Origin of the sequence: Pseudomonas sp. 31 R 17, from assembly GCF_900004915.1 — a bacterium.
Taxonomy (GTDB): Bacteria; Pseudomonadota; Gammaproteobacteria; order Pseudomonadales; family Pseudomonadaceae; genus Aquipseudomonas; species Aquipseudomonas orientalis_A.
In genome coordinates, this window is sequence record NZ_CVTN01000077.1 from 28,847 (window position 1) to 48,806 (window position 19,960).

Sequence of the window (19,960 nt, forward strand, 5' to 3'; positions counted from 1 at the left end):
CCGCAGAAATGGATATGTACTCGATCTGATCCAACATCCTGGTCGGCTCGGAGGCCGCCATCGGGGCAAGCCCCCTCCCACATTTGGCTCAGGATCGACACAACATCCTGGTCGGCCCTGAGGCCGTCATCGGGGGCAAGCCCCCTCCCACATTTGGGCCGGGATCGACACAACATCCTGGTCGGCCCTGAGGCCGTCATCGGGGCCAAGCCCCCTCCCACATTTGGCTCAGGATCGACACAACATCCTGGTCGGCCCTGAGGCCGTCATCAGGGGCAAGCCCCCTCCCACATTTGGGTCAGGATCGACACAAGATCCTGGTCGGCCCTGAGGCCGTCATCGGGGGCAAGTCGAATCGTCGCACCGCCCCTCCCACATTGACCGAGGCGTGTCATTCGGGTAGCAGCATAGGCCATCCCGAGATTGAGTTACCCCTACTTATCTTGGTCGGCCGGACGGGTGTTCCCATCCCACCCCCCACCCAACGCCGCAATCAACTGCACACTCGCCACCAACCGCGACTGCAGCAAGTTCAGTACCGTGCGCTCGTTACTCAGGGCCGTTGCCTGCACGGTAACCACGTCCAGGTAGGCAATCAGCCCCGCCTTGTACTGGTTCTCGGTCAACCGCAACGACTCGCGAGCAGACTCCAGCGCCTCGTTGCTGACCACCGCTTCGTCGGCCAGCACCTTGAGCTGCACCATGTAATTTTCCACTTCGCGGAACCCATCCAGTACGGTCTGACGGTACTTGGCCACGGTTTCGTCATAGCTGGCCACGCTGCGGTCGACTTCCGCCGAGCGCTGGCCGCCGTCGAACAGCGTCATGGCCAACTTCGGGCCCACCGACCAGAAACGGTTCGGCAGGCTGATCCAGTCTTCATAGGTGCTGCTGGAGTAGCCCCCCGCCAGGCTCAAGGTCAAGTCGGGGTAGTAGGCGGCCTTGGCCACACCAATATTGGCGTTGGCTGCAATCACCGAACGTTCGGCCGACGCGATATCCGGGCGGCGCTCCAACAGCTGCGACGGCAGGCCCACGGGAATCTGCGGCAACGCCGGGATGTCCTTGCTGACGGCCAGACTGAAATTGGCCGGCGCTTCGCCGATCAATACCGCGATCGCGTTTTCCAGCTGGGCACGCTGCCAGATCAGGTCGATCAGGCTGGCCTGGGTGGTCTTGAGCTGGGTTCGCGCCTGGGCGATGGCGTCCTTGCCGGCGACACCGGCGCGGTACTGGTTTTCGGTCATCTGCTGCGAACGCTGGTAGGTGTCCAGCGTGGCTTGCAACAAACGCGTCTGTTCATCCATGACGCGCAACTGCAGGTAGCTCTGCACCAGTTCCGACTGTTGGCTCAGGCGCATCGCCGCCAGGTCTGCCGTGCTGGCCTCGGCGCTGGCTTCGTTGGCCTCCAGGCCACGGCGCAATTTGCCCCAGACGTCGGCTTCCCAGCTCACGCCCAGTTGCGCATTGAGGGTGTCGCGAATACCGCTGCTGGAACTGCTCAGGCTGGCGCTGCTGCTGCCGGTGCCCTGGCTGGCGCGGGTTTTACCGACGCTCAGGTCGACGCTGGGGTAAAACGCCCCGCGAGCACTGCGCACCAGTGCCTGGGCCTGACGGAAACGCGCCTCGGCCTGGGCGACGGTCTGGTTGGAACTGTTGAGGCGCACCACCAGCTCGTTCAGTTGGCGGTCGCCGTACAGCTCCCACCACGCGCCACGGGCCAGGGAGTCGCTCGGGTTGGCCTGGCGCCAGCCCTGGGCTTGCTTGAATTGCGCCGGTTCGACCACGGGTGGACGCTGGTAATCGGGGCCGATGGCGCAGGCGCTGAGCAACAACGCCAACCCCACTGTAGGAGCGAGCTTGCTCGCGAAAAACGTGCAGACACCGCGTTCTTCCAAGCTCGGCGCGTTATCGTTGACGACCTTCGCGAGCAAGCTCGCTCCTACAGGGGGCTTGGCGTTGGTTGAATCATTCATAGCGCAGTGTCCAGGGCAGCATCGGTACGCACGCCGCGCCAGGCGTTGAAGCGGTGGCGCGCGCGGTCTAGATAGAGGTAAACCACCGGGGTGGTGTAAAGGGTCAGGATCTGGCTGAACACCAGGCCGCCAATGATGGTCAGGCCCAGGGGCTGGCGCATTTCCGCGCCATCGCCGGCGCCGAGCAGCAGCGGCAAGGCGCCAAGAATCGCCGCCAGCGTGGTCATCAGGATCGGTCGCAGGCGCAGCAGGCAGGCACTGCGAATCGACTCCAGCGGGCTCATGCCGTCATGCCGCTCAAGCTGCAGCGCCAGGTCGATCATCAGGATCGCGTTTTTCTTCACCACCCCGATCAGCAGGAACAGCCCCAACAACGAGATCAGGCTGAACTCCCCGCCCAGCAGGTAGATGGACAGCAACGCGCCGACGCCGGCCGAGGGCAAGGTCGACAGAATCGTCAGCGGGTGGATATAGCTCTCATACAGCACGCCCAGCACCAGGTACACCGCCACCAGCGCGCCGAGAATCATGAACGGCTGGCCCTTCTGGGTCGCGGCGAATGCGTCGGCGGTGCCGGCCATCTTGGCGATCACGTCTTCCGGCAGGCCGACCTTGGCAATCGCGCGCTCGATGGCGGCAGTGCCCTGCTCCACCGTCACGCCTGGCGCCATGTCGAACGCGATGTTTTCCGAGGCGAACTGGCCTTCATGGCTGACGCGGTCATCGGCCAGGCTGTTTTCATAATGGGCAATGGTCGACAGCGGCACGCGCGCGCCATCGGCGGTAATCACCTGCACCTGGTTGAGGGTAATCGGGTCCTGGGCATATTTCGGATTGACCTCCATTACCACCTGATACTGGTTGAGGCTGTCGTAGATCGTGGAAATCTGCCGCTGGCTGTAGGCGTTGTTGAGCACCGAGGTGACCATGGCCATGTCGATTCCCAGGCGCTTGGCCTGGTCGCGGTCGACGATCAGGGTGACCTGGGCCGCGCCGCGCCCCTCGCGGGCGTCGATGGCGGTCAGCTCCGGCAGCTCGCGCATGGCGGCCACCACTTTGGGGTACCACAGGCGCAACGCGGCCAGGTCACCGCTTTGCAGGATGTAGGAATACTGCGCGCTGGTCTGGTCGCGGCTGCCGCCGAATTGCAGGTCCTGGTCGGCCATCAGGAACAGGCGCCCGCCCGGTACCAACGGCACTTCCTTGCGCAGACGCTCGATGACCGCCTGGGCCGAGATTTTGCGCTCGGCAATCGGTTTGAGGCGCACCAGCATCACCGCGTTGTTGGTGCCGCTGTTGCCGCCGATAAAGCCGGCCACGCTGAGCACCGCCGGGTCCTTGAGCACGGCCTGGCGGAAGATTTCCATTTTCGGCTGCATCACGTTGAATGACAGCCCGTCATCCCCGCGCACAAAACCGATCAACTGACCGGTGTCCTGCTGGGGCATGAAGGTCTTCGGCACCACCACGTACAGCGCGATGTTCACCCCCACGGTCAGCAACAGGCTGAGCAGGGTCAGGCGCCGATGGCGCAGCACCCAGTCCAGGCTGGTGGCGTAGGCGGCGACCATGCGTTCGTTGATGCGGTGGCTCCAGCGCTGCAGGCCGGTCATCTGCCCTTTGACATGGGGCTTGAGCCAGCGCGCACAGAGCATCGGGGTCAGGGTCAGCGACACGATCAGCGAAACGATGATCGCCGCCGATAAGGTGATGGAGAATTCACGGAACAGGTTGGTGACGATCCCGCCCATGAACAGGATGGAGAGAAACACCGCCACCAGCGACACGTTCATCGACAGCAAGGTAAAGCCGACTTCCTGGGCGCCCAGGTACGCGGCCTTCATCGGCGGCACGCCTTCGTCGATATGCCGGGAGATGTTCTCCAGCACCACGATGGCATCGTCCACCACCAGGCCGGTCGCCAGGATCAGCGCCATCAGCGAGAAGTTGTTCAGCGAAAACCCGTACAGGTACATCACCGCAAAGGTGCCCACCAGCGACACCGGCACCGCCAGGGTGGGGATCAACGAGGCGCGGAAGTTGCCCAGGAACAGGTACACCACCAGCACCACCAGGGCCACGGCGATCAGCAGGGTCATCTCGGCTTCGTGCAAGGTGGCGGTGATGACCGGCGAACGGTCCATGGCCAGGTTGAGTTTGACGCTGGACGGCAGCACCGCCTGCAACGCCGGCAACTGCGCCTTGATCTGGCGCACGGTTTCAATGATGTTGGCGCCGGACTGGCGGTTGATCACCAGCAACACCGCCGAATCGTTGTTGAAAAACCCGCTGTTGTAGCGGTCTTCCACGCCGTCGCTGATCTTCGCCACGTCGCTCAGGCGCAACGCCGCGCCGTTCTGGTAGCGAATCAGCAGCGGCTCGTAGTCCTTGGCTTTTTCCAACTGATCGTTGGCCTGGATCTGCCAGTTGCGCTCGCTGTCTTCCAGGGAGCCCTTGGGCCGGCGCTGGTTGGCGTTGGCGATGGTATTGCGCACATCATCCAGGGCCACGCCGTACTGATCGAGGGCCTTGGGCTCCAGCTCAATGCGCACGGCCGGCAAGGAGCTGCCACCAATCTGCACTTCGCCCACGCCCGGCACCTGGGACAGGCTCTGGGACAGGATGGTCGAGGCCAGGTCGTACAACTGGCCCTTCTGCAACACGTCGGAGGTCAGCGACAGCACCATGATCGGCGCCTGGGACGGGTTGATCTTCTTGTAGGTGGGCATGCTGCGCATGCCGCTGGGCAGCAGGTTGCGCGACGCATTGATTGCCGCCTGCACTTCCCGCGCCGCGCCGTTGATATCGCGGTCGGAATCGAATGCCAGGATCACCCGCGTGGAGCCCTGGCTCGATGAACTGCTCATGGTGGTGATACCGGCAATCGCGCCGAACGAGCGCTCCAGCGGCGTGGCCACGGTAGACGCCATCACCTCGGGGCTGGCACCCGGCAAGCTGGCCGACACCACGATCACCGGGAAGTCGATCTGCGGCAACGGCGACACCGGCAGCAAATTGAAGCTGACGCCACCGAGCAACATGATCGCCAGGCTCAGCAGCATGGTCGCTACCGGCCGGCGAATGAAAGGTCCGGACAGGTTCATGGTTCAACCGGCTCCAGGCTTTGCGGCTCTTTACGCCAGCGCCGGCCAAGACGGTCGAAATACAGGTAGATCACCGGCGTGGTGAACAGCGTCAACACCTGGCTCACCAGCAACCCGCCGACCATCACCAGGCCCAGGGGCTGGCGCAATTCCGCGCCGGAGCCGCTGGCCAGCATCAACGGCACCGCACCGAACAAGGCCGCCAGGGTGGTCATCAGGATCGGCCGGAAGCGCAGCAGCGCCGCCTGGTAGATGGCGGTCTGCGGGTCCAGGCCCTGGTTGCGCTCGGCGTCGAGGGCGAAGTCGATCATCATGATCGCGTTCTTCTTGACGATACCGATCAGCAGGATGATGCCGATGATCGCGATCATGCCCAGGTCATTGCCGCTGAGCAGCAAGGCCAGCAAGGCACCCACCGCCGCCGAGGGCAAGGTCGAAAGAATGGTGATCGGGTGGATATAACTCTCGTAGAGCACGCCGAGCACGATGTACATGGTGACCACCGCCGCCAGGATCAGCAGCAAGGTGCTCGACAGCGAGGCCTCGAACGCCTGGGCCGCGCCCTGGAACTGGGTCTGCACGCCGACCGGCATGCCGATGTCCTTCTGGGTCTGGTTGATCAGCTCCACGCCTTTGCCCAGCGCGACCCCGGGGGCCAGGTTGAACGACATCATCACCGCCGGGAACTGGCCGATATGGGCAATCGCCAACTGCGCCTGGCGCTGCTCCACATGGGCCAGGCTCGACAGCCGCACCTGGCCGCCGTCGGTGGTCTTCACGTGGATCTGGTTGAGCGCGGCCGGGCCGAGGGTTTCGCCGGACTGCGCCTGCAAGACCACGCGGTACTGACTGGCCTGGGTGTAGATGGTGGAAATCTGCCGCTGGCCGAAGGCGTCATAAAGCGCGTCAGTGATGGTCGAGACGCTGACGCCCAGGCGCGAGGCGGCATCGCGGTCGATTACCAGGTACACCTGCAGGCCCTTGTCCTGCAGGTCGCTGGCCACGTCGGTGAGTTCCGGCAACTGGCCGAGGGCGTGCACCAGCTTGTCGCTCCACAGCGCCAGCAACTCGGCGTCCGGTGAGGACATGCTGAATTGATACTGGGTACGGCTGACGCGGTCTTCGATGGTCAGGTCCTGCACCGGCTGCATGAACAGGCGGATGCCCACCAGCTTGTCGATGGCCGGTTGCAGGCGAGCGATCACCTGCACCGCGCTCAAGTCGCGCACGCCATGGGCCTTGAGGTTGATCAGCAAGCGACCGCTGTTGAGGGTGGCGTTATCACCGTCCACGCCAATGTAGGAGGACAGGCTTTCCACCGCCGGATCGGCCAGGATGATCTTCGCCAGTTCCTGCTGGCGCTGGCTCATCGCGGCAAACGAAATCGACTGCGGCGCTTCGGAAATGCCCTGGATCACCCCGGTATCCTGCACCGGAAAGAAGCCCTTGGGCACCACCAGGTACAGCACCACCGTAAGGCCCAGGGTGGCGATGGCCACCAGCAGGGTCAGCGGCTGGTGCCTGAGCACCCATTGCAGCTTGCGCCCGTAGGCGTCGATCAACCAATCGATCCAGGCGCCGCTGGCTTTGTAAAAGCGGCCCTGCTCTTCTTCCTTCGGTTCACGCTTGAGCAAGCGCGCGCACATCATCGGCGTGAGCGTGAGGGACACCACCAGGGAAATCAGGATCGCCACCGCCAGGGTGATGGCGAACTCGCGAAACAGGCGCCCGACCACGTCGGCCATGAACAGCAGCGGGATCAGCACGGCGATCAGCGACAGGGTCAGGGAAATCAGGGTGAAACCGATCTGCCTGGCGCCCTTGAGCGCGGCGGCCATGGGCGTCTCGCCTTCCTCGATATAGCGGGAGATGTTCTCCAGCATCACGATGGCGTCGTCCACCACAAAGCCGGTGGCAATGGTCAGGGCCATCAATGTCAGGTTGTTGACCGAGAACCCCGCCAGGTACATCACGCCAAAGGTGCCGACCAGTGACAGCGGTACGGCGATGGACGGAATGATCGTGGCGCTGACCCGGCGCAGGAACAGGAACGTCACCATCACCACCAGAGCGATGGCGATCAGCAATTCGTGCTGCACATCCTTGACCGACGCGCGGATGGTCTGGGTGCGATCGGTGAGCACCGTCACGTCCAGGCCCGCCGGCAGGTTGTCGGTGATGCTCGGCAGCAGGGCCTTGATACGGTCCACCACCTCGATCACGTTGGCGCCCGGCTGGCGCTGGATATTGAGCAGCACGGCCTGGTTTTCGTTGGCCCAGGCGGCAAGGCGCTCGTTTTCGGCGCCGTCGACGATCTGCGCCACGTCCTTGAGGCGCAACGGCGCGCCGTTGTTGTAGGCCAGGATCAGTTCGGCATATTGCTCGGGGGACACCAACTGGTCGTTGGCATCGAGCATCGACACCCGCGTGGGCCCGTCGAAGTTGCCCTTGGGCTGGTTGACGTTGGACGCGGCGATCAGGGTGCGCACATCCGACAGGTTCAAGCCATTGGCCGCCAGGGCCTCGGGGTTGACCTTGATGCGCACCGCCTGGCGCTGGCCGCCGGCGATGCTGACCATGCCGACGCCGCTGATCTGCGCGATCTTCTGCGCCATGCGCGTGTCGACCAGGTCATTGAGCTTGGGCAGCAGCATGGTCTTGGAAGTGATTGCCAGGGTCAGCACCGGGGTGTCCGCCGGGTTGACCTTGTTGTACACCGGCGGCGCCGGCAAATCCTTGGGCAACAGGTTGGTGGCGGCGTTGATCGCGGCCTGCACCTGCTGCTCGGCGACATCCATATTGATGTCGAGGTTGAAGCGCAGGGTCAGTACCGACGCACCGCCCGAACTGGTGGAGGCCATCTGGGTCAGGCCGGGCATCTGCCCGAACTGGCGCTCCAGCGGCGCAGTGACCGCGCTGGTCATCACGTCGGGGCTGGCTCCGGGGTACAGCGTCATCACCCGAATGGTCGGGTAATCCACCTGGGGCAAGGCCGAAACCGGCAACAAGCGGTAAGCGATCAGGCCGGCCAGCACGATGGCGAGCATGCTCAGCGTGGTGGCGACCGGGCGCAGGATAAACAGGCGCGACAGGTTCATGCGCCGACCTTTTGCGCCTTGCCGGCGTCAGTACCGGTCTCCCCTTTCGCCGCGGGCTTGCCTTGCAGGTGTTCGGTCGGCGTGGTCGGCACTTCGTTGCTGTCGTTGACCACTTCGATTTCGCTGCCGTCCTTGAGACGGTCGGTGCCTTCCATGACCACCCGATCACCCGCCGCCAGGCCTTGCTTGATCACGGTGTTGTCGCCATCGGTATCACCCACCACCAGCGGCTGGACCTTGACCTTGTTGTCGCCATCGAGCTTGTAGACAAAGGTGCCGCTGTTACCGAACTGGATCGCGGCGGACGGTGCCAGCACCACGTTGTGCAAGGTGTCGGCCAGCAAGTGCACATTGACGAACTGGTTGGGAAACAGCGCCTGATCCTTGTTATCGAAGCGCGCCTTGAATTTGAGCGTCCCGGTGGTCACGTCGATCTGGTTGTCCAGGCTTTGCAGCACGCCCACCGCCTGCTTTTTCGTGTCGCCACGGTCCCAGGCTTCCACCGGCAGCTTGTTGCCGGCGTGATAACGGGTGAGGACGGTGTCCAGGGTGTTTTCCGGCAGGGTGAAAGCCACGCTGATCGGTTGGGTCTGGGTGATCACCGCAAGGGCTGTGGTGTCGTTGGCGGCGACCAGGTTGCCGACGTCAAGCTGTCGCAAACCGACGCGACCGGCAATCGGCGCGCGGATCTTGGTGAATTCAAGGTTGAGCCTGGCATCGTCGACCGCACCCTGGTTGGTCTTGACCGTGCCCTGGTATTGCAGGACCAGCGCTTCGGCGGTGTCCAGGGTCTGCTTGGCGATACTGTCCTGGGCGTACAGGCCGCGATAGCGTTGCACATCGACCTGGGCGTTTTTCAACTGCGCCTGGTTCTGCAGCAACGTGCCCTGGGCCTGGAGCAAGGCGTTCTGGTAGCTGCGCGGGTCAATCTCGGCGAGCAAATCGCCGGCCTTGACCATTTGCCCCTCTTCAAAGGCGATCTTCACCAGCTCGCCGCCCACCCGGCTGCGCACGTTGATCGTGTTGAGCGCGGTCACCGTGCCCAGGGCCTTGTAGTACACCGGGAACTCCCCCAATACTGCCGGCGCCACGCGCACCGGCACCGGGCCGGTGGAGCCGCCGAACCCTGGGCGCGCCATGCCGGTCTTGCCGGTGTGCCCGGCCGGGGCGTCTTTATGGGTCGCGCCGCCGGGCCAGAATTTCCAGCACAGGCCGGCGATAACCAGCAGCACGAGCAGGCCAAACAGCCAGCGGCGGGAGTTGCGGGGGGAGGATTGCATGGAGTGATCAACCATTGGGCGCGAGAGCTTCTTCTTTGGGAGGCTGAAAGATAAGCACTGGAGCGCATTTAGAAAAGCGCCTTTACCGGCTATTTACCTTGGGCTTACAACTTTTGAAATTCGGGTCCTGGTGCCTGGGCGGTTTCGCTAAGCTGCTGACACCCAAATAAAAACGGCCTGGACTAGGCCAGGCCGCAAGCTTGCATCATACGTGTGACTGCCTTACGACAGTCACGCGTAGAAACAGTTACTTCAAAACAGCCAGGGCTGCTTCGTAGTTTGGCTCCTGGCCGATTTCGGCAACCAGTTCGCTGTGCAGCACCTTGTCGTGCTCATCCAGCACCACAACGGCGCGAGCGGTAAGGCTGCGCAGCGGGCCTTCAACGATGTCTACGCCGTAATCCTGGGAGAACGCGGCGCTGCGGAAGTCCGACAGGCTCTTGACGTTGTCCAGGCCTTCGGAGCCGCAGAAACGTGCCTGGGCAAACGGCAGGTCCGAGGAAATGCACAACACCACGGTATTGTTCAGGTCGTTGGCCTGGGCATTGAACTTGCGAACCGAGGTGGCGCAGGTCGGGGTGTCGACGCTTGGGAAGATGTTCAACACTTTGCGCTTGCCGGCGAAGCTCGCCAGGGTCGCGTCCGACAGGTCGCCGGCGGTCAGGGTGAACTCGGGCGCCTGGGTGCCGACTTGTGGCAATTCGCCTTCAACCTGGACCGGGTTGCCTTTAAGGGTGACTTGAGCCATGAACGGAATCCTTATGCTGGGTTTTGGTTAAACGAATTCGAGAGGCCGAAGTTAACCACAAAGTGCCGACGCTACCTACCGCCAGACACAAATTGTCATGTCGCCGGGTTGTGGTTTAATTGCGCGCTTTTAGCCTGTCCCTCAAGGAAACCGCTGTTAATGAATCAGCCTGCCACCAAAGTCCTGGTCATTGGTTACGTCTGGCCGGAGCCGCGCTCCTCGGCTGCGGGCGGGCATATGATGCAGATCCTTGAGAGTTTTCTTACACAAGGTTGGGACATTACCTTCAGCAGCCCGGCGACTATCGGCGAACACAAGGCCGACTTGCCCGCACTCGGCATCGCTGAATGCGCCATTGAACTGAATAACAGCAGCTTCGATGATTTTGTTCGCGAATTGGCCCCGGATATCGTGCTGTTCGACCGTTTCATGATGGAAGAGCAATTCGGCTGGCGCGTCGAAAAGTGCTGCCCCGACGCCCTGCGCGTGCTGGAGACCTCCGACCTGCAAAGCCTGCGCGACGCCCGCCACCAGCGTTTCAAGGACTACGTAAAGGCCAACCCCGACAGCGACGACCTGAGCGCCCTGTTCGCGCCGGCGCTGGAGGACGAGTTCCAACGCATGGCCGACACCGACCTGGCCAAGCGCGAAATCGCCGCGATTTACCGCTGTGACATCAGCCTGATGATCTCCGACGTGGAAATCCGTCTGCTCACCGAACAGTTCAAGGTGCCGGCCGCCCTGCTCCACTGGTGCCCGTTGATGCTGCAGCCGCCCAAGGCCGCGTTTGCGCCGTTTGAAGAGCGTGCGCACTTTCTCAGCATCGGCAACTTCCGCCATGCGCCCAACTGGGACGCGGTGCTATGGATGAAGAACAGCCTGTGGCCGCTGATCCGCCAGCAATTGCCGGGCGCGCAGTTGCATATCTACGGCGCCTATACGCCGCCCAAGGCCACTGCCCTGCACAACCCGGCCCAGGGTTTTCATGTGATGAACTGGGCCGAAGACGCGCTGCAAGTGATGAGCGCCGCGCGTATTTGCCTGGCACCGCTGCGTTTTGGCGCGGGCATCAAGGGCAAGTTGATCGATGCGATGCTGTGCGGCACGCCCAATGTCACCACCCCTATCGGCGCCGAGGCTATGGGCGATGATCAGCCCTGGCCCGGCGTAATCGCTCACAACGCCCCGGCCCTGGCCGCCGCTGCCGTGGCCCTTTACCAGGACCGCGAACGCTGGACCCAGGCCCAGGAAAACGGTCGTCAGCTGCTTGCCCGGCGCTACGACCAATCGGTCCACGGGCCTGCGCTGGTGGCCTGCCTGGAACACTGCCGCCACCACCTCGCCGCCCATCGGCGGGACAACTTCACCGGCAGCATGCTGCGCCATCATGCGCATAAAAGTACCCAGTACATGTCCCAGTGGATCGAAGCAAAAAACCGCACCCTGTAAGGCTACCGCTGGCGAGGTCGCGCGCGACGGGGCATTATCCTACGCAGCGACCACAATAAAGCGACGGCAACATGACCCGAGCAACGCGCATCACCGACCCTTCCTACGAGCTGATGGACGACCACAACGGCCTGTCCATCATCTATCGCCAGCACGGCTTCCCCTGCCCGCTGGTGCGCTGGCATTTCCACAAGGAATACGAACTGCACCTGATCGTCGCCAGCTCGGGCAAGGTGTTTATCGGTGACTACATCGGCAACTTCTACCCGGAAAGCCTGTTTCTCACCGGCCCCAACCTGCCCCACAACTGGATCAGCCAGGTGGAGGAAGACGAGGTAGTGCCCAAGCGCGACATGCTGGTGAACTTCACCGATGAGCTGTTCGAACACGGCAGCCACATCTTCGCCGAACTCAAGAGCCTTGCGCCGTTGCTTGAGCGTGCCCAATACGGCATCGAATTCCGCTGCAAAAAGACCATCGCCCAGGCCATGACCCTGATGCAGCAGATCGAAGACGCCCACGGCATGGCACGCCTGGGGCACTTTTTTATCTTGCTGGAGGTGTTGAGCGCCTGTGAGGACTACCAACTGCTGTCTGGCGTGACCACCCCACAGCAAGCCGACGAACACAGCATCGACCGCACCAACCGCGCGGTGGACTACATCTTTGCCCACTACGCCCGGGAGTTGCCGCTGGAGGAAGTGGCGGAGTACCTGGGGATGAAGCCGACGTATTTTTCCCGGGTGTTCAAACAGGCTACGGGCCGCACGTTCATTGAGTTCGTCAACCGGCTGCGCATCAGCAAGTCCTGCGAATTGCTGGCTGATGGCGACAAGGCAGTGACGGATGTGTGCTTTGAGTCAGGCTTCAACAATATTTCCAACTTCAATCGGCGGTTTCAGCAGCTCAAGGGGATGACGCCGTCCCATTATCGGCGGTTGGCGGTGCAGCGGTTGACGGAGCAGAATTTGGCTTGAACGCCATCACTAGATGCCTGATCCGACGCTCAATTGTCACGAGGCCCATCAATACCACATGTATTTTTTATTGACATCGTGTATCTGAGAAAGAGCGATCTCTGTTCTTGGCCACATGGAAAATTATGGGGGGCTTGCTTGAGCGAACAGCTAATTGCCACTGGCGATCATGTTAGCAATTCGACGCTCTATAGTTATAGCAAGCCCCTGTGGGAAATCAATCGTGTCCGGAATCAATCAAGGAGAAACTAATATTGTTAACTCTAAGATTTCCCAGATAGCTGACAGTTACCATCACGTTGGGATGTGCCTTTTGGTCCAAGTAATATATGTCCGCTCCGCCCCGCACACCCAATCCACCTGGCAGTTTTACGGAGGGCTTGGATTTAGTGGGCACACCTAAAACCTCACGTACGTATCGCTGATCCATACCTAACCTGAACGGCTGAGGTAATTGCCCGGTATAGACAGGCTGCCCGACTGTTTGAATCAGGATGATCATTACTTGCTCCAGCCGTTTTGTTTCTGCCCAGAACCATAATTTCACGCCGGGTTCTGGATTTTGAATTAGCTCCTCGTTATCAGACGTATCAAATAGCCGCTTGAGCAGTAATTCCTGAATGAGTCCTTCGCTCACCAATTTGTGATAAGGGAAACCGAGCCCCCCCTACTAAATGACTGATCGTAACGGCGTCCATCAGTACCACCCCTGTGTTTCATTTATTTTGTGCATTTTAACGCGAGCGTCTTGAAGATCTGATTCGGTGAATCCCTGCTCCAGCATATGAAGGCATAAAGGGGACGCATTTGTTTCGGCTTAAATAAATGCGTGCCCCTTTTTCAGTATTCAAAGCTTTTCCACGTTAAAGATAAATTTTTCTGCTGCACTAAGGGTGCCCTCGGTTGATTAACGAAAAAACCAACGTTTTAATCTGCATTGTGGATGTGTACTGAAAGGACACTTTCAGATTTGGGAAGTTAATCTGATCCAGCGAATAAGTATCGAAGCCACCCAATACGGTATCCAAAGGCAGCTTCGTCAGGCCTTGTGATTCCATGGGCATACCGAAAGCTGCTCGCACCTCTGACTTGGATGCTAGTAACGCAAAAGGCTTGGGAAGCTCACCCTTGTACTCTGTTGTACCTTCAACAGTAGAGCGCAGGGTGATAAAGAGTCGCTCGTACCTCCTCGTCTCCGCCCAGAAACTTAACTCCAGGCCGTCAGCTGGTTTTTTCAGCGATAACCAATCACGCCCGCTATAGAGTTCAGTGAGTGGCAGGCCTGGAATAATTCTGTGGGAAATTAAATCCTCATAGAGCCATCCTAGATGTTTGATCCAACTTTCAATTGTCACGGCGTCCATCAATACCACCCCTGGGCTTGGTTGATGTCATGTAATTGTTGACGGGCGACCTCGATATCGAACTCAGCGAACCCCTCTTCGAGCAGCCCTCTCTTAATCGCATCCACGTTACTGTTCACCGCTGCTCGAAGGTCTTCAGCATCTTTACTCTGTCTGTATTTGGTATTTCGGCCGCCATAAGTCTCACTGTGATTCTGATGCACTCTGACTGGTATAGCGATGCTGGCGCCACGACGAAGAAAGCTCTGAACCTCCTCATCCGTCAAATCCGCCATACGATGCCTTAACGCCAGTTCCAGCGCCTTTTGCGCAGGAATATGGTCAATATCCAGCCCATCCTTACGGCTACGACTCATCAAATCAGCTGCCTGCCCAACCTCCAATGGCCTGACCGCCGGCTTGGCAAACACCAGATACAACGGCGGCACACCCGAATCAGCCGGAAACGAAATGATCGTATCCTGCCAGGTGATGTTTTCTGCATCCCGTCCTGGATAGTGACTGATTGCCGAATCTTGCCCCACCGCAACTGGATGAACAAACACGTTATCCAAGCGTTCCGGTGTACCGGGATACGGGCTCGGCACGCTGACAACCGGGCCGTGGTTCGGCGTCCATGTGATGCTGATGCCATCCAGCACCGCGACCATCGCGCTGTGGTCCTCATTCCACCGGGCTTGCGCAACGGGTACGCGGTCGGCGCCACTGCCAGGGTGAGTATGTATGCCGTAAACACGCAGTTCACCGGATTCATCCTGGCGAAACTGGAAGCGCACCCGCGTACTGGCCAAACGCATCCCATCCAACTGCGCCGGGGTATACAACGTTGAGTCACCGATATCCCGTGGCCAGAATGCCAGCAGCACAAGGTTGAGGACCGAACTGGCTCCGGCCAAGCCTCGTACAGCCCAGGCACCGAGGTCGCTGCCGAGTGTGCCTGCTACCCTGCCGACGGCGCCCGTCGTACCGGTTGAGGCCATGACGGCCGTGGCGCCGAAGTTTCTGGCGTTTTCCGGGCCGGTTCCCGCGGCTGTAGAACCGGCGGGTACCGAAACGCATGATTTGGCGAAAACGCAGGTATCAGCGGCACGATTCGGCGCAGCGGGCGCGGCTACGTTGAAAGGTGTCGCGGCGGACGCGGTCGGCCCCATTCCAACGGTGGTGAATCGTTGAGGCTGGGGACCGAACTCCTGGCATTTGAAGCGCTGATTGGCAATCAACTCCGGCGGCGGATCGCATTTGCAGATACACAGATCCCCCTCAAGTGCCGCTTGTTTGCCGTTCCACTCTTCGTGCAGATGAGGACCGACGAGCGCGATGAAGCCTTCAGTGCCGCAAGCCGGGCAAGCGACCCGGTCACCCTCCCTTGAGATTAATTCGCCGTTGAAACTGGTGCGCTCACAACCACTGGTCACTTTGCCACCCGCTGTGGTGGTTGAACCCGTGGTGATGTTGTAGCGCCTCACATCTGACTCTCCACGCGATATCCAGGCTTTAGAAGGCCAGGAATACCCTCGCCGTCCGCGTACTCCACCACCTGAGCCAGGTTTTGCAGGCTGCCCGTCACGGTGTCGCCGTTGTCGGTAGCGCTGCCGACAATGGCGATGGGCAGACCTTTGTAGATGGCTGCGAAACCTGCTCCCGAGACAATTTCGCTCTCTTTGCCATCGGGGTAGCGCACTCGGTCGCCGACGCACGCGATGCGCAAGTCATGGATCTCGAGGCTGGTGCTTGCAGTAATGATTTCTCCACCCATACGCGTTCTTGAGCCGAGTGTCGCGTAGTCGTAGATAGCTTTGATTGGGCGAGTTGATTGTTGGATTTCAGTATCGGTGTCTTTCATGCTTCGTCCTTTTTTAGCGTGCAGCGGTGCTCAAACGCGGTCATGGCGTTGATGTATGCAGCGGGAATGGCGCCGAACTGGCGCAAGAAAGATGTTGCTGGCTGGCGCGAAGCCAAACAACTGTCCGTTCGGCTAGGTATTGGGAAAAACAGAAACGTCTTACAAGGCTTTGAGGTTGCCCCCAGGACACTCGATCTCTAGTCTCCCTACACCGCTGCACACTCAGCGGTCGGGCGTCGCGGCCCGGTTTAATCAGATGCAAAGTGCCATTTCCGCTTTTAGTCGGCGTTTTTTTATCGTCTACTGTGCGGTCTTATGGTGGCTGTGCGCGGGATACCTTCGGGTATGCCGGTTTCCTGATTCCGGTCCGCGAACCTGCGTACAGCTACCACCCAATAGCGTCGCGGCGAAAGGGTGGTAACTCCACTTAAATCAGGAGTTTCACCATGATCAAACCCACCCCAAATCCCCCAATCGATCCAGCACCCAGCGTGCTGTTCACCGTAAAAGACGGCATCTCCACGCAAGACCTGCTGGTCAACCTAAGCGAATCCCTCGCCTCTGCCTACGCCCTCACCTGCGATTTCGCCTTTGAGCTCGACGCCTCGCGGCGCGAAGGCGCGCTGGGGATTGCCCAGTTGATCGAGGTGTCTCGATTGTTGGCTGAGCGGGTACTGGCTGATATCGAGCGTTAAATACGGCATCGATCGTCCCCACGCGTCACGGGGACGATCATCGAGTGCAAAAAAGTATCAGTGAGCGTGCTCCCAAGGATTTGTCACAACCGCATTTGAAGGCTGTAATCAACGCACACTCTTCCTGACTCCTTGATGGGAAGACACAACAACAATAACTGTCCTTCCGTAGCCCCTGGGCGCGGAAATGGAGTGCGCGATGAAGTTCACAGCAAAAGTACTGCTTGCCTCTACCTGCATGACTGCATGCATGACCCTCAGCGCCGTCAGCTTTGGCGCGCAAACCCTGACCATTGCCACCGTCAACAACAGCGACATGATCCGCATGCAGAAGCTCTCGAAAACCTTCGAGGCCGAGCACCCGGAGATCAAGTTGAACTGGGTGGTGCTCGAAGAAAACGTACTGCGCCAACGCCTGACCACCGACATCGCCACCCAGGGCGGGCAGTTCGATGTGTTGACCATCGGCATGTACGAAGCCGCACTCTGGGGCGCCAAGGGTTGGTTGGAACCCATGAAGGACCTGCCGGCGTCCTACGACCTTGACGACGTGTTCCCGTCGGTACGTGACGGCCTGTCCGTCAAGGGCTCGCTGTACGCCCTGCCGTTCTACGCCGAAAGCTCGATCACCTATTACCGCACCGACCTGTTCAAGGACGCCGGGCTGAGCATGCCCGAGCACCCGACCTGGACCCAGATCGGCGAATTCGCGGCCAAACTCACCGACAAATCCAAAGAGCAATACGGCCTGTGCCTGCGCGGCAAAGCCGGTTGGGGCGAGAACATGGCGCTGATCACCACCCTGGCCAACGGCTACGGCGCGCGCTGGTTCGATGAGAAGTGGCAGCCCGAATTCAACGGCCCCGAGTGGAAGGACGCGCTGAATTTCTACGTCGACAACATGAAGAAATCCGGCCCGCCGGGTGCCTCCAGCAACGGCTTCAACGAGAACCTGGCGCTGTTCAACAGCGGCAAGTGCGCGATCTGGGTGGACGCCAGCGTGGCCGGCTCGTTTGTCACCGACAAAACCCAGAGCAAGGTGGCCGAGCACGTCGGCTTTACCTTCGCCCCGCACGAGAAGACCGACAAGGGCACCTCGTGGCTGTACTCCTGGAGCCTGGCGATCCCCACCAGTTCCAAGGCCAAGGACGCCGCCAAGGTGTTCACCAGCTGGGCCACCTCCAAGGAATATGGCGCATTGGTCGCCAAGACCGACGGCGTCGCCAACGTCCCGCCAGGCACGCGCAAGTCGACCTACAGCGATGAGTACATGAAGGCCGCACCGTTCGCCAAGGTGACCCTGGAATCGCTGAAAGTGGCGGACCCGACCAAGCCCACCGAAAAACCGGTGCCGTATATCGGTATCCAGTTGGTGACCATTCCCGAGTTCCAGGCGATTGGTACCCAGGTCGGCAAGTTCTTCTCGGGTGCGTTGACCGGTCAGCAGACCGTGGATGCCGCATTGACCGCCGCACAGACCACCACCGAGCGTGAAATGAAGCGGGCCGGTTACCCCAAATAACCCAGCCTCACCACCGTCAAATGTGGGAGGGGGCTTGCCACCGATAGCAGTGGATCAGCCAACTGATTCATCACCTGATACACCGCTATCGGGGGCAAGCCCCCTCCCACACTGACCGCGTTTGCATGTACCTGACTGGTTCTGATCACCATGAATACAACGCCCAAAAACCGCCTGGCCAACCCCGGCTGGTTCCTCGTCAGCCCCTCGGTGGCCCTGTTGCTGCTGTGGATGATCGTGCCGCTGGGCATGACCCTGTACTTTTCGCTGATCCGCTACAACCTGCTCTACCCCGGCGAAAACCAGTTCGTGGGGCTGGAAAACTTCACCTACTTCGTCACCGACTCGGGCTTTCTGCCCGGCGCCACCAATACCCTGTTGCTGGTAGGCAGTGTGTTGCTGATCAGCGTGGTGTTCGGCGTATTGATCAGTGCACTGCTGGAGGCCAGTGAATTCCTCGGGCGTGGCATCGTGCGGGTGATGCTGATTTCGCCGTTCTTCATCATGCCCACCGTCGGTGCGTTGATCTGGAAGAACCTGATTTTCCACCCGGTGTCGGGGATTCTCGCCGCCGTGTGGAAGTTCTTCGGCGCCGAGCCGGTGGACTGGCTGGCGCATTACCCACTGCTGTCGATCATCATCATTGTGTCGTGGCAGTGGCTGCCCTTCGCGATCCTGTTGCTGATGACCGCCATGCAGTCCCTGGACCAGGAACAGAAGGAAGCCGCGCGCCTGGACGGTGCCGGCGCCATTGCGATCTTCTGGCACCTGACCCTGCCCCACCTGGCCCGTCCGATTGCCGTGGTGGTGATGATCGAAACCATCTTCCTGCTCTCGGTGTTCGCCGAAATCTTCACCACCACCAACGGCGGCCCCGGCTACGCATCGACCAACCTCGCCTACCTGATCTACAACCAGGCGCTGGTGCAGTTCGACGTGGGCATGGCCTCGGCCGGCGGCTTGATTGCCGTGGTCATCGCCAATATCGCGGCGATCATCCTGGTGCGGATGATCGGCAAAAACCTGACTGACAAGCCTTGAGGGCCGCGCCATGACGCTTCAACAATCCCGCCGCCTGCAAAGCCTGTTGCTCGGCACCCTGGCCTGGGCCATCGCGATCCTGATCTTCTTCCCGATCTTCTGGATGGTGCTGACCAGCTTCAAGACCGAAATCGACGCGTTCGCCACGCCGCCGCAGTTCATCTTCACGCCGACGCTGGAGAACTACCTGCACATCAACGAGCGCAGCAACTATTTTGCCTACGCGTGGAATTCGGTGCTGATTTCCTTCAGCGCCACCGCGCTGTGCCTGCTGATCTCGGTGCCGGCCGCCTACTCCATGGCGTTCTATGAAACCCAGCGCACCAAGGGCACGCTGCTGTGGATGCTGTCGACCAAGATGCTGCCACCGGTGGGCGTGCTGATGCCGATCTACCTGCTGGCCAAGAGCTTTGGCCTGCTCGACACGCGCATTGCGCTGATCATCATCTACACCCTGATCAACCTGCCGATCGTGGTGTGGATGGTGTACACCTACTTCAAGGACATCCCCAAGGACATCCTCGAAGCCGCCCGCCTGGACGGCGCCACCCTGTGGCAGGAAATGGTCCGCGTGCTGCTGCCGATCGCCAAGGGCGGCCTGGCGTCAACCGTGCTGCTGTCGCTGATCCTGTGCTGGAACGAGGCCTTCTGGTCGCTGAACCTGACGTCCTCCAGCGCCGCGCCGCTGACCGCGCTGATCGCCTCCTACTCCAGTCCCGAAGGCTTGTTCTGGGCCAAATTGTCCGCCGTGTCGACCCTGGCCTGCGCGCCCATCCTGATCTTTGGCTGGATCAGCCAGAAGCAGTTGGTACGCGGCTTGTCCTTTGGCGCCGTCAAATAATAATTCCAAGCGGAGGGCCCAT

Annotated in this window: 15 protein-coding genes; 6 read left to right on the forward strand and 9 right to left on the reverse strand. The window is 60.7% G+C overall.

The genetic code is table 11. The features are described from left to right. Window positions 1–434 precede the first annotated feature (434 nt). From BFP89_RS20795 to tpx, 5 genes are all read right to left on the reverse strand, one after another. On the reverse strand, window positions 435–1,976 hold the full coding sequence (locus BFP89_RS20795; RefSeq protein WP_065887319.1) for an efflux transporter outer membrane subunit: 1,542 nt from the start codon (window positions 1,974–1,976) through the stop codon (window positions 435–437). Beyond that, complete coding sequence (locus BFP89_RS20800) at window positions 1,973–5,080, reverse strand: efflux RND transporter permease subunit (protein ID WP_065887321.1); 3,108 nt, start codon at window positions 5,078–5,080, stop codon at window positions 1,973–1,975. The genes BFP89_RS20795 and BFP89_RS20800 overlap by 4 nt, the downstream gene beginning before the upstream one ends. Then, complete coding sequence (locus BFP89_RS20805; protein WP_065887323.1) at window positions 5,077–8,178, reverse strand: MdtB/MuxB family multidrug efflux RND transporter permease subunit; 3,102 nt, start codon at window positions 8,176–8,178, stop codon at window positions 5,077–5,079. The genes BFP89_RS20800 and BFP89_RS20805 overlap by 4 nt, the downstream gene beginning before the upstream one ends. Further along, the gene (locus BFP89_RS20810; protein ID WP_065887325.1) at window positions 8,175–9,473 is read right to left on the reverse strand and encodes an MdtA/MuxA family multidrug efflux RND transporter periplasmic adaptor subunit; all 1,299 of its coding nucleotides are present in this window, start codon (window positions 9,471–9,473) and stop codon (window positions 8,175–8,177) included. Before BFP89_RS20810 ends, BFP89_RS20805 begins: the two co-directional genes overlap by 4 nt. Before the next feature lie 232 nt (window positions 9,474–9,705). Then, window positions 9,706–10,206 (reverse strand): thiol peroxidase, encoded by a 501-nt coding sequence (gene tpx / locus BFP89_RS20815; RefSeq protein ID WP_065887327.1) that lies wholly within the window; start codon window positions 10,204–10,206, stop codon window positions 9,706–9,708. A 159-nt stretch (window positions 10,207–10,365) separates the two neighbouring features. Between tpx and BFP89_RS20820 the strand changes: the two genes are divergently transcribed. Both BFP89_RS20820 and BFP89_RS20825 read left to right on the forward strand, forming a co-directional pair. Then, complete coding sequence (locus BFP89_RS20820; protein ID WP_065887328.1) at window positions 10,366–11,655, forward strand: glycosyltransferase; 1,290 nt, start codon at window positions 10,366–10,368, stop codon at window positions 11,653–11,655. Window positions 11,656–11,726: 71 nt separating this feature from the next. After that, window positions 11,727–12,632 (forward strand): AraC family transcriptional regulator, encoded by a 906-nt coding sequence (locus tag BFP89_RS20825; protein ID WP_065887330.1) that lies wholly within the window; start codon window positions 11,727–11,729, stop codon window positions 12,630–12,632. A gap of 217 nt (window positions 12,633–12,849) precedes the next feature. Here BFP89_RS20825 and BFP89_RS20830 read toward each other — a convergent pair whose 3' ends face one another. The 4 genes from BFP89_RS20830 to BFP89_RS20845 all read right to left on the reverse strand — a co-directional run bounded on the left by BFP89_RS20830 (window position 12,850) and on the right by BFP89_RS20845 (window position 15,839). Next, window positions 12,850–13,269 carry a DUF6392 family protein gene (locus tag BFP89_RS20830; RefSeq protein ID WP_256097368.1) on the reverse strand — a complete coding sequence of 140 codons (420 nt, stop codon included), beginning with the start codon at window positions 13,267–13,269 and terminating at the stop codon, window positions 12,850–12,852. Between the two features lie 250 nt (window positions 13,270–13,519). Beyond that, window positions 13,520–13,996: a DUF6392 family protein gene (locus BFP89_RS20835; RefSeq protein WP_065887333.1), complete on the reverse strand. Its 477-nt coding sequence runs from the start codon at window positions 13,994–13,996 to the stop codon at window positions 13,520–13,522. Continuing rightward, window positions 13,996–15,462: an S-type pyocin domain-containing protein gene (locus tag BFP89_RS20840; RefSeq protein ID WP_065887335.1), complete on the reverse strand. Its 1,467-nt coding sequence runs from the start codon at window positions 15,460–15,462 to the stop codon at window positions 13,996–13,998. Before BFP89_RS20840 ends, BFP89_RS20835 begins: the two co-directional genes overlap by 1 nt. Continuing rightward, window positions 15,459–15,839 (reverse strand): PAAR domain-containing protein, encoded by a 381-nt coding sequence (locus BFP89_RS20845; protein WP_065887337.1) that lies wholly within the window; start codon window positions 15,837–15,839, stop codon window positions 15,459–15,461. Before BFP89_RS20845 ends, BFP89_RS20840 begins: the two co-directional genes overlap by 4 nt. A gap of 446 nt (window positions 15,840–16,285) precedes the next feature. Here BFP89_RS20845 and BFP89_RS20850 point away from each other — a divergent pair, with 446 nt between their 5' ends. The 4 genes from BFP89_RS20850 to BFP89_RS20865 all read left to right on the forward strand — a co-directional run bounded on the left by BFP89_RS20850 (window position 16,286) and on the right by BFP89_RS20865 (window position 19,938). Continuing rightward, entirely contained in the window at window positions 16,286–16,534 is a 249-nt protein-coding gene (locus BFP89_RS20850) for a DUF6124 family protein (protein ID WP_065887339.1), read from the forward strand. Window positions 16,535–16,733: 199 nt separating this feature from the next. After that, on the forward strand, window positions 16,734–18,056 hold the full coding sequence (locus BFP89_RS20855) for an ABC transporter substrate-binding protein (protein WP_065887341.1): 1,323 nt from the start codon (window positions 16,734–16,736) through the stop codon (window positions 18,054–18,056). A 150-nt stretch (window positions 18,057–18,206) separates the two neighbouring features. Further along, window positions 18,207–19,097, forward strand: coding sequence for a carbohydrate ABC transporter permease (locus tag BFP89_RS20860; RefSeq protein ID WP_065887342.1), 891 nt, complete (start codon window positions 18,207–18,209; stop codon window positions 19,095–19,097). Window positions 19,098–19,107: 10 nt separating this feature from the next. After that, window positions 19,108–19,938 carry a carbohydrate ABC transporter permease gene (locus BFP89_RS20865; protein ID WP_065887345.1) on the forward strand — a complete coding sequence of 277 codons (831 nt, stop codon included), beginning with the start codon at window positions 19,108–19,110 and terminating at the stop codon, window positions 19,936–19,938. Window positions 19,939–19,960: the final 22 nt, after the last annotated feature.

Coding starts and splice junctions, on each gene's coding strand:
- BFP89_RS20795 (WP_065887319.1), bottom strand. CDS start 1,976: ATGAATGATTCAACCAACGCCAAGCCCCCTGTAGGAGCGAGCTTGCTC.
- BFP89_RS20800 (WP_065887321.1), bottom strand. CDS start 5,080: ATGAACCTGTCCGGACCTTTCATTCGCCGGCCGGTAGCGACCATGCTG.
- BFP89_RS20805 (WP_065887323.1), bottom strand. CDS start 8,178: ATGAACCTGTCGCGCCTGTTTATCCTGCGCCCGGTCGCCACCACGCTG.
- BFP89_RS20810 (WP_065887325.1), bottom strand. CDS start 9,473: ATGGTTGATCACTCCATGCAATCCTCCCCCCGCAACTCCCGCCGCTGG.
- tpx (WP_065887327.1), bottom strand. CDS start 10,206: ATGGCTCAAGTCACCCTTAAAGGCAACCCGGTCCAGGTTGAAGGCGAA.
- BFP89_RS20820 (WP_065887328.1), top strand. CDS start 10,366: ATGAATCAGCCTGCCACCAAAGTCCTGGTCATTGGTTACGTCTGGCCG.
- BFP89_RS20825 (WP_065887330.1), top strand. CDS start 11,727: ATGACCCGAGCAACGCGCATCACCGACCCTTCCTACGAGCTGATGGAC.
- BFP89_RS20835 (WP_065887333.1), bottom strand. CDS start 13,996: ATGGACGCCGTGACAATTGAAAGTTGGATCAAACATCTAGGATGGCTC.
- BFP89_RS20845 (WP_065887337.1), bottom strand. CDS start 15,839: ATGAAAGACACCGATACTGAAATCCAACAATCAACTCGCCCAATCAAA.
- BFP89_RS20850 (WP_065887339.1), top strand. CDS start 16,286: ATGATCAAACCCACCCCAAATCCCCCAATCGATCCAGCACCCAGCGTG.
- BFP89_RS20855 (WP_065887341.1), top strand. CDS start 16,734: ATGAAGTTCACAGCAAAAGTACTGCTTGCCTCTACCTGCATGACTGCA.
- BFP89_RS20860 (WP_065887342.1), top strand. CDS start 18,207: ATGAATACAACGCCCAAAAACCGCCTGGCCAACCCCGGCTGGTTCCTC.
- BFP89_RS20865 (WP_065887345.1), top strand. CDS start 19,108: ATGACGCTTCAACAATCCCGCCGCCTGCAAAGCCTGTTGCTCGGCACC.